The 12,585-nt window shown below is 69.3% G+C and carries 14 protein-coding genes; 9 read left to right on the forward strand and 5 right to left on the reverse strand.

The window, feature by feature from the left end:
- Window positions 1–465: 465 nt before the first annotated feature.
- A complete protein-coding gene (locus ACIRGA_RS32405) occupies window positions 466–1,098 on the reverse strand; it encodes a YitT family protein (RefSeq protein WP_400948294.1) in 633 nt (210 codons plus the stop codon).
- Window positions 1,099–1,159: 61 nt separating this feature from the next.
- On the opposite strand from ACIRGA_RS32405, the gene ACIRGA_RS32410 reads away from it, so the two are divergent.
- The gene (locus ACIRGA_RS32410) at window positions 1,160–2,614 is read left to right on the forward strand and encodes a PLP-dependent aminotransferase family protein (RefSeq protein WP_400948297.1); all 1,455 of its coding nucleotides are present in this window, start codon (window positions 1,160–1,162) and stop codon (window positions 2,612–2,614) included.
- Between the two features lie 518 nt (window positions 2,615–3,132).
- Here ACIRGA_RS32410 and ACIRGA_RS32415 read toward each other — a convergent pair.
- Complete coding sequence (locus ACIRGA_RS32415; protein ID WP_400948299.1) at window positions 3,133–4,248, reverse strand: hypothetical protein; 1,116 nt, start codon at window positions 4,246–4,248, stop codon at window positions 3,133–3,135.
- A gap of 365 nt (window positions 4,249–4,613) precedes the next feature.
- On the opposite strand from ACIRGA_RS32415, the gene ACIRGA_RS32420 reads away from it, so the two are divergent.
- On the forward strand, window positions 4,614–5,087 hold the full coding sequence (locus tag ACIRGA_RS32420; protein WP_400948302.1) for an RNA polymerase sigma factor: 474 nt from the start codon (window positions 4,614–4,616) through the stop codon (window positions 5,085–5,087).
- A 12-nt stretch (window positions 5,088–5,099) separates the two neighbouring features.
- Here the strand turns inward: ACIRGA_RS32420 and ACIRGA_RS32425 are convergent, their stop codons facing one another.
- On the reverse strand, window positions 5,100–6,263 hold the full coding sequence (locus ACIRGA_RS32425) for a pyridoxal phosphate-dependent aminotransferase (RefSeq protein WP_400948306.1): 1,164 nt from the start codon (window positions 6,261–6,263) through the stop codon (window positions 5,100–5,102).
- Window positions 6,264–6,292: 29 nt separating this feature from the next.
- On the opposite strand from ACIRGA_RS32425, the gene ACIRGA_RS32430 reads away from it, so the two are divergent.
- Window positions 6,293–7,591 carry a DUF445 domain-containing protein gene (locus tag ACIRGA_RS32430; RefSeq protein ID WP_400948311.1) on the forward strand — a complete coding sequence of 433 codons (1,299 nt, stop codon included), beginning with the start codon at window positions 6,293–6,295 and terminating at the stop codon, window positions 7,589–7,591.
- A 283-nt stretch (window positions 7,592–7,874) separates the two neighbouring features.
- Here the strand turns inward: ACIRGA_RS32430 and ACIRGA_RS32435 are convergent, their stop codons facing one another.
- Window positions 7,875–8,375 carry a CGNR zinc finger domain-containing protein gene (locus tag ACIRGA_RS32435; RefSeq protein WP_400948315.1) on the reverse strand — a complete coding sequence of 167 codons (501 nt, stop codon included), beginning with the start codon at window positions 8,373–8,375 and terminating at the stop codon, window positions 7,875–7,877.
- A 60-nt stretch (window positions 8,376–8,435) separates the two neighbouring features.
- On the opposite strand from ACIRGA_RS32435, the gene ACIRGA_RS32440 reads away from it, so the two are divergent.
- Genes ACIRGA_RS32440 through ACIRGA_RS32450 form a run of 3 tightly spaced genes read left to right on the forward strand, consistent with a single transcriptional unit; the run spans window position 8,436 to window position 9,868 of the window.
- Complete coding sequence (locus ACIRGA_RS32440; protein ID WP_400948318.1) at window positions 8,436–8,804, forward strand: VOC family protein; 369 nt, start codon at window positions 8,436–8,438, stop codon at window positions 8,802–8,804.
- Window positions 8,805–8,837: 33 nt separating this feature from the next.
- Entirely contained in the window at window positions 8,838–9,209 is a 372-nt protein-coding gene (locus ACIRGA_RS32445; protein ID WP_400948320.1) for a zf-TFIIB domain-containing protein, read from the forward strand.
- A gap of 2 nt (window positions 9,210–9,211) precedes the next feature.
- On the forward strand, window positions 9,212–9,868 hold the full coding sequence (locus ACIRGA_RS32450; protein WP_400948323.1) for an AAA family ATPase: 657 nt from the start codon (window positions 9,212–9,214) through the stop codon (window positions 9,866–9,868).
- On the opposite strand, the gene ACIRGA_RS32455 is transcribed toward ACIRGA_RS32450, so the two are convergent.
- On the reverse strand, window positions 9,833–10,963 hold the full coding sequence (locus tag ACIRGA_RS32455; RefSeq protein ID WP_400948326.1) for a methyltransferase domain-containing protein: 1,131 nt from the start codon (window positions 10,961–10,963) through the stop codon (window positions 9,833–9,835). The genes ACIRGA_RS32450 and ACIRGA_RS32455 overlap by 36 nt on opposite strands.
- Window positions 10,964–11,114: 151 nt before the next feature.
- On the opposite strand from ACIRGA_RS32455, the gene ACIRGA_RS32460 reads away from it, so the two are divergent.
- From ACIRGA_RS32460 to ACIRGA_RS32470, 3 genes are all read left to right on the forward strand, one after another.
- Window positions 11,115–11,522, forward strand: coding sequence for a helix-turn-helix domain-containing protein (locus ACIRGA_RS32460; protein ID WP_400948427.1), 408 nt, complete (start codon window positions 11,115–11,117; stop codon window positions 11,520–11,522).
- Window positions 11,519–12,199: a hypothetical protein gene (locus tag ACIRGA_RS32465; protein WP_400948329.1), complete on the forward strand. Its 681-nt coding sequence runs from the start codon at window positions 11,519–11,521 to the stop codon at window positions 12,197–12,199. The genes ACIRGA_RS32460 and ACIRGA_RS32465 overlap by 4 nt, the downstream gene beginning before the upstream one ends.
- Window positions 12,200–12,283: 84 nt before the next feature.
- Entirely contained in the window at window positions 12,284–12,577 is a 294-nt protein-coding gene (locus ACIRGA_RS32470; RefSeq protein WP_037333051.1) for a DUF2516 family protein, read from the forward strand.
- Window positions 12,578–12,585 lie beyond the last annotated feature (8 nt).

Genomic DNA, 12,585 nt, shown 5'->3' on the forward strand with positions numbered 1-12,585 from the left:
ATCAGGTGGGGGGGTTTTTTTTGGTTTTGGGGGGGGGCGCCCCGGCGGGGGTGCCCACACACCCCTTGCCCGGGGTCCGCCCCACCCCTTGGCGGCCCCCCCCCCACGCTCCGGCTTCACGACCAGGACGGTGCCCGATTGGGCCGATTTGAGTGGTTTAACAAAGGGGTCGTGAGTGATAAAGAGGGTTATTGAGGGATAAGTCAAACGTGGTGTGGGCCCTCTCCGCTGACGTCCACGCGTCGCTGAGTGTCCACAAGGGACAGTCTCCGACTGCGCGGCGTCCGGTTCATGTCTATATGTACGATCCGGGCCGGGGTCGTGAGTGATAATGAGGGTTAGAACCCCTCTTTGCCACTCACGACCCCCTCGTGGAACCGTGTATACTACCCAAACCAGACACTTACGGCTCGAAGAGTGTCCCTTGTGGACATTGGGAGCGGGTGCAGGCCTACAGGACACCGCCTAGCCGGCGGCGCGCTCCCGCCAGACGACATACGGCAGGAAGGCCTGCGTCAGCGGTCCGATGGCGAGCGCGTAGAGGACCGTGCCGACGCCGACGGTGCCGCCGAGTAGCCAGCCCGCGGCCAGGACGGTGATCTCGATGAGGGTCCGGACGAGGCGGATCGACTTGCCCGTCCGGGCCGAGAGGCCGGTCATCAGCCCGTCGCGGGGGCCGGGGCCGAGCCGCGCGCCGACGTAGATCGCGGCGGCGAGGCCGTTGAGCACGACGCCGGCGACCAGGTTGAAAATCTGCCAGCCGAGCACGTCCTGGTCGGGCAGGAAGACCCGCACGAGGTCGACGGTGAGCGAGATGACCACGACGTTGGCCGCGGTCCCGATCCCGGGCCGCTGCCGCAGCGGGATCCACAGCAGGAGAACGAGGACCGACGCGATCGCGGTGACCGTGCCGAACGAGAGACCGGTGATCTTCATCAGGCCTTCGTGGAGCACGTCCCACGGGTCGAGGCCGAGTCCCGACCTGGTCAGCATCGCCATGCTGCCGCCGTAGAGGGCGAGCCCGCCGACGAGCTGGATCGAACGGCGGATGGTGTCCTGGGAGATGCCGACAGGCCTGAGGTCGAGTTTGAGTGCCACGAGTGCACCATCAGGGGTGAGTGGCTACCTTGACCATGGCCAATCTGGAACAATTGGTCTTATGGAACCGCTGATTCCGCTGACTGGACGCGTTTCGGGCTCGAAATTGGCCATTTTGCTGGGGAGTTGGCGCCAGAGTGGTTCTCGACACGGTGCCGCGGATCTCGCGGCCGCCGTCGAGCTGCTGGTTCTCGACGGCAGGCTGCCGCTCGGCACGAAGCTCCCCGCCGAACGGGAGCTCGCCGAAGCGCTCGACGTCAGCCGCACGCTGATCGGTGCCGCGCTGGACAAACTGCGCGCCGAAGGCCTGGTCGCCAGCCGTCGCGGGGCGGGCTCGTGGATCGCGTCGCCCGGCGGCCGGGGCCGGAGCGCGATCCTGCCGACCGGCGAGGACCTCATCGACCTCGCGCAGGCCTGCCCGCCCGCCGTCGCCGGCCTGGTCCCGGCCGTGGACGCCGCGCGGAAATCGCTGGTGGACCACCTCGGCGAGAACGGTTACCAGGTGCGCGGCCTGCGGGTCCTGCGTGAGCGGATCGCCCGCCGCTACACCGAACGCGGCCTGCCGACCAACGCCGATCAGGTGATGGTCACCAACGGCGCGCACCACGCGTTCGTGCAGGTCCTGCGCATGCTGGCCGGTCCGGGCGACCGGGTGCTGGTCGAGCAGCCGACGTATCCGAACACGCTGGAGGCCATCGGCGCCGCGCACGCCATCGGGGTGCCGGTGCCCCTGGACCCGGTCACCGGTTGGGACGTCGTCGGGATCGAGGCCGCGCTGCGGCAGTCCGCGCCGAGGCTCGCGTACTTCGTCGCGGACTTCCAGAACCCGACCGGTCTGCGGATGGACGCCGCCGCCCGGGAGCGGCTCGCGGCCGCGCTGGCCCGCGCCCGTACCCCGGCGATCATCGACGAGACGCTGGTCGAACTGGACCTCGAAGGCGATCCGGCCGACGGGCCGCCGCCGCTGGGCGCGTTCATGGGCGATCTCGGCATCACGATCGGCTCGGCGGCCAAATCGCATTGGGCCGGCCTGCGGCTCGGCTGGATCCGCGCCTCGGAGGACATCATCGGCAGGCTGGTCGCCGCCCGGTTCGCCGTCGACCTGGGGTCGCCGGTCTTCGAACAGCTCGTCCTCGCGGAACTGCTCGACGACGGTGGAGCCGCGCTGACGCACCGCCGCCGGGAAACGCTGGCCCAGCGCGACGCGCTGATCGGGGCGCTGAACTGGTACTGCCCGGAGTGGACGTTCACCGTGCCGTCCGGCGGGCTGTCGCTGTGGTGCCGTCTGCCGGAGCCGATGAGCACGCGGCTGGCCGTCGCGGCGGCGGGGCACGGGGTGCAGGTGGCGCCGGGCTCGCGGTTCGGTGTCCACGGTGGACTGGAGCGCTGGCTGCGGCTGCCGTACGCGCTTCCGGCCGAGAGGCTCTTCGAGGCCGTGCGCAGGCTGGGCGCGGCGGCCGCTTCGGTGGCCGCGACCCCCGTCGCCGCCGCCACGGTCGCCGTCCAGGTCACCTGATTCCCCGCGTTTAGTCCTCTGAATGCGGTAGTTGCGCGTGCAACTACCGCATTCAGAGGACGAAACGCGGGCGTCGGAAACGGAAATAGCCGGTGCGCCGGCGGGGCGGCCGACGCTCCAGGGAGGGCATCGGCGCCGCACGACCAGCGCACCGGCTATCCGGCCCGCCCCGAGGCCGAAACCTCGCAGGCGGGCACCGCGGCGGTTACCCGGCACAGCCCCTCGACGTGCCGGGAACCGCCCGCGGTTCAGGCGGACTTCGAGCTTGGCCGGCTCCTGCTCGGCGCGGTGAGCAGAAGCCCCCGGAGTCCACCCGGTGCTGGTCCCGGCGCCGCAGGGGCAGCGCGGCGCCGGGGCCGGGATCCGAACCGGCCGGGCGCGGTCGGCCGTTCGGAAAGACAGTGGAGTTGCCTGAAAAAGGGGCAGGCGAAAGCGGCTTTTGCCAGAGGATTCAGCGGACGTCGAAACCAGAAGTTGATCTTGGTTTGGACGTGGTTCTCCCCGGCGACCCGGTCAGGTCAGTCGGGGGAGGTGGCGGGAAGCGCGGCTTCCCGGCCGGTGCGCTCGCCTTCGTGGTCGCAGCCTGCTCCGATGAGCTTCAGCTGCGTGGCGGGCATTCCGGCGTCGAGCACGGCGAGCGGCCCGCGGCCGCCACCGGTGTTGTCGTGTCCCGGCTGGGCGGTCGTCGTGGGCGCGACCGGGGCCACCGGTGCGCTCGGCAGGCCACCGCCGCCGCCGGAGCCGCCGCCGTCCCGGGACGCGTGCGTGCCCGAGTCGGCGGGCTTGGCCGGAGCGGGCTTGCTGTCGAACTCGGTCCGGACGGGCAGCGTGACGCGGTGGTTCTGGCTCGCCGCCGGAACGGGGGTCTCGGCGGGAACGAGCGGACGCGGATCCGGGGTGGCGGGCGCGTTCTGCGTGGCGGCCTTGGCCGGGACGGCGATGGTGACCGAGCCGCCCGCCGATTCGCCAGAGCCGCCGCCGAAAACGGGGTCGAGCATGTCGCCGGCGCCCGGCAGGATCCCCGGGTTGCCGCCGCAGCACGGCTTCGGGGTGATGATCGGCGCGACGACCTGGTCGCCGATTCCATCGACGACACCGACGACCCCGCCGACGGTTTCGACGACGCCGCCGACCGTGTTCGTGACTACGTTCAGCACGCCGCCGATGAGGCCGCCCAGCAAACCGTTGGACGCCTGCGGCTTCGCGGTCTTCTTTTCCGGTTCCGGAGAAGAAGTCTTCTCGACGGAACTCGTACTCGAAACGGCCTCTTCCTCCACGGCGGCCTCAGCGGCCTCAGCGGTCCCAGTGGTCCCGGCGGCCTCGGGCTCTTCGCTCGAAACGGGAGCGGGCTCATCCGAGGTTTCGGTGGGCTCAGCGGGTTTCGTGGTTTCGGCCGCGGTGGAGTCCGAAGTGGACTCTTTCGGAGTGGTCGTTTTCCCGGATCCGGCTTCGTCCGCGGGCTGGACCACGGACGTCTCCGGCGTCACGGAGATCTGTTCGTCGGCCGAAGCCGGGGTGCTCAGAACGGCGCCGAGGATCCAACCGGTGAGCGCGAGCCCGCCCGCGAAAAGAATTCGCGTGCCGGTCTTCCAAGAGGTGAGGTCGTGACGGCGCACGACTGCCGCACCACTCACAGCAATCACCACCGTCCGCGCCTGAAACCCACGTTTTCCGCGTGAGTTCGATCTTTCTTGGGGTCTCTTCCGGTCAGGTCGCAGTTCCCCCGGGGCTGCACCAGTTTTAGCACCGGAGGGGAGTGTTTCACTTCAGCCGCCGCCGATCCAGCCCGTTAGGCGGAACGACGCAACCGGCTCCGGTGCCTGGAGTACCGAAGTTGATCACTCTCGGTATGTGTCCGGCGGCCATCCGGGGACGGGTGGAACTACTCAAATCCTCGGTGACCTGACCTTTCCCGGATCCTCACTGCGGTGCGTGCCGTCGAAGTCGCGTTCGGTGATCGGCGCGGCGAACGCAAGCCGCCGGGAGGGGAGAGTCCGGGATGTGGGACGTGAACGCCGTGTCGGCGGCGGTGCTCAAGGCTCTGAAGACCTATCGGCTGAGCGAAGCCGACGCCAGGGACATCTGTCAGGACGCGTGGCTGGAACTGCTTCGCGCGCCCGGCGCGCTACGCGACGAAGCGAAGCTCGGGGCTTGGCTGACCACCACGGCGCGGCGTCTCGCGCTCCGGATGATCACCAGGAACAGGCGCGAAACGCCGCGTCCGCTGCCCGGCGCGGAGACGACCCCGGAGGCCGACGTCGTCCGCGCCGAACGCGACCGCGCGCTCTGGTCGGCGGTCGATCGCCTGCCGGACGCGCATCGACGGCTCGTGCGGCTCCTCGCGCACCGGCCGGAGCTGTCCTATGCCCAGCTCGCGGGGGAGCTGGGCATCAGTCCGGCCAGTGTCGGCAGGCTGCGAAGACGGTGTCTCGACCGGCTCGGACGGACACTCGAAAAGGGCGGCTGGGCGTGAACATCGGACGAGTCACCGAAGTTTGCGCAGCCGGGTGACGGCTTCGTCGATGACCTCGTTGCGTTTGCAGAACGCGAACCGCAGGAGGTGTTTCCACTCGTCCGGGTGATCGGTGAACACCTTTACGGGCACGGCCGCCACGCCCACCCGTTCGGGGAGCTCCCAGGCCAGCTCGGCGGCGTCGTCGAACCCGAGCGGGCGCACGTCGACGCAGACGAAGTACGTCCCGGCGGTCGGCCGGACCGCGAACCCCGCCTCCGCGAGACCCGCGGCGAGCCGGTCCCGCTTGTCCTGAAGGCTCGTACGCAGCTCCTCGGCCCACGGCAGTTCGTGGTCCAGCGCGTGGGCGACGGCGGGCTGGAACGGGCCGCCCGAGACGAAGGTGATGAACTGCTTCGCCGCCTTCACCGCCGCGACCAGCTCGGGGCTCGCGCAGACCCAGCCGATCTTCCAGCCGGTGCAGTTGAACGTCTTGCCCGCGCTGGAGATCGAGACGGTGCGGTCGCGCATACCGGGGAAGGTCGCCAGCGGGAGATGCTCGGCATCGTCGAAGACCAGGTGCTCGTAGACCTCGTCGGTGATCGCGATCAGGTCGTGCTCCACACAGAGCGCGGCGACGGCTTCCAGCTCGGCGCGCGTGAACACCGTGCCGGTCGGGTTGTGCGGCGAGTTGATCAGGATCGCCCTCGTCCTGCCGGTCACCGCGGCGCGCAGGCCCTCGACGTCCAGCGCGAACCGGCCGTCGCGTTCCACCAGGCCGACGACACGCCGCTCCGCGCCCGCCATGGCGACCGCGGCCGCGTACGAGTCGTAGTACGGCTCGATGACGATCACCTCGTCACCCGCCTGCGTGAGGGCGATCAGCGACGCCGCGATGGCCTCGGTGGCGCCGGCGGTGACCAGGATCTCCGTGTCGCGGTCGTACTCGACGCCGTACCGGAGCCGGTGCCGCGCGATCGCCGCGCGCAGCTCGGGCCGCCCGGGACCCGGCGGATACTGGTTCGCACCCCCGAACAGCGCGTTCTTGGCGGCGTCGAGCATTCCGGCGGGCCCATCGGTGTCGGGGAAACCCTGGCCGAGGTTGACGGCTTCGTGCCGGACGGCCAGTGCCGTCATCTCCGCGAAGATGGTCGAGGTGAAGGGCTGGAGGCGGGGTACGAGGACAGGTTCGCGCACGATCAGCCATCCTCACGGACAATGGCGGTGTGGAGCAACTGACGCCCGCCAAGGTGACCCCAGCCGATCCCCCCGGTGGAACCGCCGCCGAAGAGGAGAAGCGCCGCGGCCTGCGCAAGATGAAGATGGTCGCGTTGTCGTTCCTGCTCGGCGCGACGGTGATCTTCCTGCTGACCAGCTGGGCGGAGGCCGCCGGCTGGCCCGCCTGGGTCGGCTACGTCCGCGCGGCCGCCGAGGCCGGGATGGTCGGCGCGCTCGCCGACTGGTTCGCGGTGACGGCCCTGTTCCGGCATCCGCTGCGGATCAAGATCCCGCACACCGCGATCATCCCGAACAAGAAGGACGCGCTGGGCAGCAGCCTCGGCGACTTCGTCGGCTCGAACTTCCTGTCCGAATCCGTGATCCGCGAGAAACTGAGCCGGGTCGAGGTCTCGAAGCGGCTCGGCGGCTGGCTCTCGCAGCCCGCCAACGCCGAACGCGTGACGTCCGAGCTGGCCACCGTGGTGCGCGCGGCGGTCAAGGTGCTCCGCGACGAAGACGTCCAGGCGATCATGGAACAGGCCGTGGTCAAGCGGATCGTGGACAAGCCGTGGGGGCCGCCGCTCGGCAAGATCCTGGAAGGCGTGTTCGCCGACGGGGCGCACCACAAGCTGGTGGACCTGATGTGCGACCGCGGCTACGAGTGGGTGCGGGACAACCACTCGACGATGCTGCGCGTGGTCTCGGACCGGGCGCCGAGCTGGTCGCCGAAATTCGTCGACGAGATGCTCGCGGACAAGGTCTACGGCGAGGTGCTGTCGTTCGTCTGGGCGGTGAAGACCGACGTCAACCACCCCATGCGGCTGGCGCTGGACAAGTTCCTCGGCGAGTTCGCCCAGGACCTGCAGACCGACCCCGAGGTGATGGCGCGCGCCGAGCAGGTCAAATCCCAGATGCTGGGGCACGACGAGGTGCAGAAGCTGATCGGCTCGGCGTGGGCGACGGCGAAGGAGATGCTGCTCAACGCCGCCGAGGACCCGTCGAGCGAGCTACGGCGCCGCGTGCGCACGGGTATCGAAACCCTCGGCGAGCGGCTGGTCTCCGACGATCACATCCGGTCCAAAGTGGACACTTGGGTGGAGGGCGCGGCGGCCTACGTCGTCACCCACTACTCCAAGGAGATCACCACGATCATCACCGACACCGTGGAGCGCTGGGACGCCGAGGAGACCTCGCGCAAGATCGAGCTCCAGGTGGGCCGGGATCTGCAGTTCATCCGGATCAACGGGACGGTGGTCGGCGCGCTCGCCGGGCTGGTCATCTACGCGGTCGCGCAGCTGCTCTTCTGAGCGCCGCGCGTATACCACACTCCGGAGGCCTCACCGGGAGTTGTCCACAGGAAGTGGAGTCATCCCCAGGGTTATCCACAGCTTTTCACGTTTTTGGCCTAACGCTGTGCACAACCCCTGGGGGTGACTCGGGGGTGGGTGACCCCAGAACTTGTGGTCGTTCGGGTCCGGCGGATCCGGGGGCGGCGCGGGCTGAAAGGGCCCTTCGCCGCATGCGACGCGACGAAAGCGTCCTTCGCCGCATCAGACGCGGTGAAGGACGCTTTCAGCCCACACCGCGGGCTCAGGTCGAGACGTCCGCCGTGCGCGCCCGCCAAGCCCGCGCCTTCTCCCGGTTCCCGCAGGCCCGCATCGAGCACCACGTCCGCGACCGGTTCCGCGATTCGTCGTAGAACGCCCACAGGCAGTCGTCCGCCGGGCAGATCTTGAGCCGGATCCATTCGCCGAGCACGGCCAGCCGGGTCGAGGCTGCCAGCACCGCCTCGCAGACCGTTTCCGAGACCAGGAGCGGGCCTTCCGCGCCGAGGACGATCTCCGCCGGCGCGCGCAGGCCGAGCTGGGGGAGCCGCGGGTCGCCGATCGCGGCCCGCAGCGCGTCCCGGGTTTCGCGCGCGGCCGCGGGGGTATCCGCGCGCAGCCGGTGATCGCGGGCCCAGCGTTGCCAGGACTCCAGCTCGTCCAGGAGGTCGGTGCCGCGTTCGACGTTCACCGTGTTCAGAAACTCGACCACCAGGGACGCGTCGGTGTTCACCTCGCCCAGTGTACGGGCGAGACCGGTTGTCATCGGCTTCGATAACCCTCATACTCGGTTCACTGGTTACTCGATCATTCTGGAGGCTGAACCATGGGTGCGGTACCGACCTTCGGCGCGGTGGCTCTCGACTGCCCGGATCCGGTCGCGCTGGCGGAGTTCTACCGCGAGCTGCTCGACTGGGAGGCGGCCGAAGTCGCCGAAGACGGCCATTGGGTGACCCTGCGGAACCCGGAAGGCGGCGCGCGGTTCTCGTTCCAGCGCGTGCCCGACTACCGGCCGCCCGCGTGGCCGTCCGCCGAGAACCCGCAGCAGGCCCACGTCGACCTCGACGTCACCGACATGGAAGCCGCGCACGAGCGCGCGCTGAAGATCGGCGCGAAGCTGCTCGACGACGCCCCGGAGACCTTCAGGGTCTACGCGGATCCGGCCGGACATCCGTTTTGTCTGTGTGCCTGCTGACCTCGCGGGCGAAAAATGCGTAATCTCTGATACGTGATTTGTCCGAAGTGCCAGAACGTCATGAAGACCGTCGACAAGAACGGCATCCACATCGACCAGTGCCAGGGGTGCCGCGGCATCTTCCTGGACAGGGGTGAGCTGGAAGCCATCGCCGGTGCCGAGAACTCGTACTACGGCGGGCATCAGCCCCCGCCGTATCAGGGAGGTGGGCACGCGCCGGCGCCGCACTACGGCCGCCCGGACTCCCCGCGGCCGCATCGCGGCGGGTACGCCGACTCGCCGAAGGGCTACCGGGGTGGATACGCGGACTCGCCCAAGGGATACCGCGGCGGGTACGCGGACTCTCCTCACGGATACGGGCACAAGCGTCGTAAGGGCGGTTTCCTCGAGGGCCTCTTCGACTGACCGTGGTCCTCGATCTCAAGATCTGCCCGGCCTGCGGTGATCGCGCCGAACGGCCACGAGTCGAGAGCGGGCTGCTGGTGTGCGCGGAATGCGCGCACCGGTGGCCGTTCCGGCGCCTCCCGCTGTTCGCGCTGACCGGGCCGAGCGGCGCGGGCAAGTCGACGGTCGGGCCGCTCCTGGCGCGACGTCTCGGCGATCTCGCGCTCGTGGTCGAGCAGGACGTGTTGTGGACCGGGGCGTTGCGCGACGACGTCCCCGGCCATCCCGTGTTCCGCTCGACCTGGCTGCGGATGGCGGCGATGCTGCATCAGAACGGGCGGCCGGTCGTGCTTTGCGGCACCGTCGCGCCGCCCGAGTTCGAGCGGTTGCCCGAGCGCGTGTTCTTCTCCGACATCCACTATCTGGCGCTCGTCAGCGAGCCCGACGCGTTGCGCAAGCGGTTGCTCGCGCGGCCCGCCTGGCGGGAGTGGGACGAGGAACGCGTCGAGGAGATGCTGGAGTTCAACGCGTGGCTGCAAGCGGAAGCGCCCGCGATGGAGCCGCCGGTCGAACTGTTCGACACCACCCACATCCCGGTGGACGACGCCGTCGACCATGTCGAGAAGTGGGTACGAGGCCTGCTTTCAGGGGCACAACGGCCAAGTGCGGCCATCGGGTGAATCCAGCCAGATCACCTGGTCCTCGCCGTCGAGGCTGAGCCCGAACCGGTCCCGCCCCGGCTCGCCGAGTTCGAGCCATTCTTCGTACGCGGCTTCGACGATCTCCCACAGCCGTCGCGGGCCGCCTTCGGCCACTTCGTACTCGCTGCCCCGCTGCCGATGTCGCATCCACGAGCCGTCCGGGTGGACCAGGGTGGTGCTCTGGCCTTGCCGTGCGGCCGTCACGCCCGGCAGCTGAAGCCCGGCGAAGAATTCGAAGCGGCTGCGGATCTCGGTGATCACTCCCATCGGCAGCCGCGTCGGCCGCCATGCGACGTCGCCTTCGAGCGCCTTCGCCGGTTTGAACCGGTGCGCGCGCAGCGGCATGAAGCGGCCGTCGCGGGCGAGCACCCGCCCGTGTCCCGTCGCGCCTTCGCCCGCGACGATCCGGACGAGCCCGCCGCCGATCGGCCGGTTCAACGTGGTGAGGATCAGGCCGCCCGGCATCGTCTGCTCCAGCCACGCGGGCGGGATCGCCGACACCGAACAAGTGCAGATCACCCGGTCGTAGAGCACTCCCGCGGGAAAGCCTTCCGCGCCGTCGGCCGCCACACACGAGGGCGCGTACCCGATCTCCGCGAGCCGTTCGCGCGCGGCGTCGACCAGCTCCGGGTCGATGTCCACTGTGTACACGAGCCCGGAACCGAGCCGATGGCACAGCAACGCGGTGTTGTAGCCGGTGCCCGTGCCGATCTCCAGTACGCGCTGTCCGTCGGCGACGCGGAGCTCTTCGAGCATGATCGCCATGATCGCGGGCTGGCTGGACGAACTGGTCGGCGTTCCCGGCTGCGCGCCGAGATACCGCGCCCGTTCCCAGAGCCCGGAATCGTCGTCCAGCTGGACGACCAGGACGTCGGGGGAGTAGACGCGCCTGAGCCACTCGTCGTCGCCGTGCTCGACCGCGGCCCAGCCGTTCGCCGCCGGGACGAAGAACCGCGGCAGGAAGACGTGTCTCGGCACGGAGCGGAACGCGGTCATCCACCGCGCGTCGTGCAGCACGCCCTCGGCGAGCAGATGCTCGACGAGGCGCCGCCGCAGCCGCGTGGCGTTCGACATCCCCCCACCGTAGCGGGGTGAGCACCAACACACCCGATGGTTGCAAGCAGAGTGCTTGCAATTGCTAGCACTCCGGCGTAGCGTTGGTGAAGTCGCGAGGAGGTGACCGATGTCAGACACCAACCGGGACCAGCCCCCATCGGGCGGGCCGATGGAGAAGGTCGCGGACATCGCTTCCGACATCGGCGAGTACATCCGCCAGCAGCGCAGCAACGCGAAGATCTCCTTGCGGCAGCTGTCGAAACTCGCCGGCGTGTCCAATCCGTACCTGAGCCAGATCGAGCGCGGGGTCCGCAAGCCCAGCGCGGAGATCCTGCAGCAGATCGCCAAGGGCCTGCGTATCTCGGCCGAGGCGCTCTACGTGCAAGCGGGAATCCTCGATCTGCCCACGGGTGGCCCGGTCGGCGACGCGATCCGCGCCGACACCGAGCTGACCGAGCGGCAGAAACAGGTCCTGCTCGACGTCTACGAATCGTTCCGCCGCGAGAACGCCGCCGCGAAACCCGAGCAGGCGGCGACAACCCCAGAACCAGCAGCCGAATCCAAGGAGTCAGCATGACCACGGCCACGAAGAACAAGACCGACCGCAAGACCACCGCCCTCGACCAGGTCCGCACGCCGCTGCTGGCCGCCCTCGGCGCCGGCAACCTGGCGGGCCAGGCCGTCGTCGACGCCGTGTCGAAGGCCAAGGAGAAGGTCGTCGAGGGTGGCGAGACCGCCCGCAAGAACATCGAAGAGCTCCCGCACGACGTCGAGGGTCTCCGCGAGAAGCTGGACCCGGCCGAGCTGCGCAAGGTCATCGACGACTACACCGAGGCCGCGCTGAAGCTGTACAACAAGCTGGCCGAGTCCGGTGAGCAGGCGTGGGACAAGATCGCCGCGCAGCCGCAGGTCAAGAAGGCCATCGAGCAGCTCGAGGACGCGATCAGCACCGCGCAGGACCGCGTCGAGGGTGCGACCACCGACGCCCGTGAGCGCATCGACACCGTGCTCGGCAAGGTCACCAAGGGCACCCGCTCCGTCGGCGAGAAGACCGCCCGCAAGGTGACCGAGGTCGCCGGCGAGATCGCCGACGAGGTCGAGGAGATCGGCGACGACCTCGCGCACGAGACCCGCTCGGCTTCGCGCAAGGTCGCCAACAAGACCGCGCCGAAGACCACGACCACCGCGCGCCGCACCACTTCGAGCCCGGCCGCCAAGAAGCCGGCCACCGCGCCGAAGACCACCGAGAAGTAAGGTCCGCGTTAACTCCAGGCCCCCGGCACCCGCTTCGGTGCCGGGGGCCCGGGTCATTCGCCCGGTTTGACGTAAGCTGAATCCGTGTTCGTTGCCAACTGGATCCTCATCGCCATCCATTGGGGCGGCGCGCTGACGGGGCTGTTCGCGTTCGTGCATGCGCTGTTGCAGCGTGCGGACGCGTATTCGGCCGCCGATCGGAAGACCAAGCCCATCTGGATGCTCATCACCGGTGGGGCCACCGTGGTGTTGACGTTCTTCCAGTTCTACGGCGGCGGGATGATCCTGTGGCTGCCCGCACTGGTCGCGGTCCTGGTGTACCTCGTGGACGTCCGCCCCAAGCTCATCGAGGTCCAGCGCGGCGGCCGCAACTGGTGATTATTCTG

The organism is Amycolatopsis sp. NPDC102389 (assembly GCF_044765885.1).
Lineage (GTDB): Bacteria > Actinomycetota > Actinomycetes > Mycobacteriales > Pseudonocardiaceae > Amycolatopsis.

Bases quoted from the DNA above. Each gene is read 5' to 3' on its own strand.
- ACIRGA_RS32410 (WP_400948297.1), top strand. From the start codon at position 1,160: ATGGAACCGCTGATTCCGCTGACTGGACGCGTTTCGGGCTCGAAATTG.
- ACIRGA_RS32420 (WP_400948302.1), top strand. From the start codon at position 4,614: ATGTGGGACGTGAACGCCGTGTCGGCGGCGGTGCTCAAGGCTCTGAAG.
- ACIRGA_RS32435 (WP_400948315.1), bottom strand. From the start codon at position 8,375: ATGACAACCGGTCTCGCCCGTACACTGGGCGAGGTGAACACCGACGCG.
- ACIRGA_RS32440 (WP_400948318.1), top strand. From the start codon at position 8,436: ATGGGTGCGGTACCGACCTTCGGCGCGGTGGCTCTCGACTGCCCGGAT.
- ACIRGA_RS32455 (WP_400948326.1), bottom strand. From the start codon at position 10,963: ATGTCGAACGCCACGCGGCTGCGGCGGCGCCTCGTCGAGCATCTGCTC.
- ACIRGA_RS32460 (WP_400948427.1), top strand. From the start codon at position 11,115: ATGGAGAAGGTCGCGGACATCGCTTCCGACATCGGCGAGTACATCCGC.
- ACIRGA_RS32465 (WP_400948329.1), top strand. From the start codon at position 11,519: ATGACCACGGCCACGAAGAACAAGACCGACCGCAAGACCACCGCCCTC.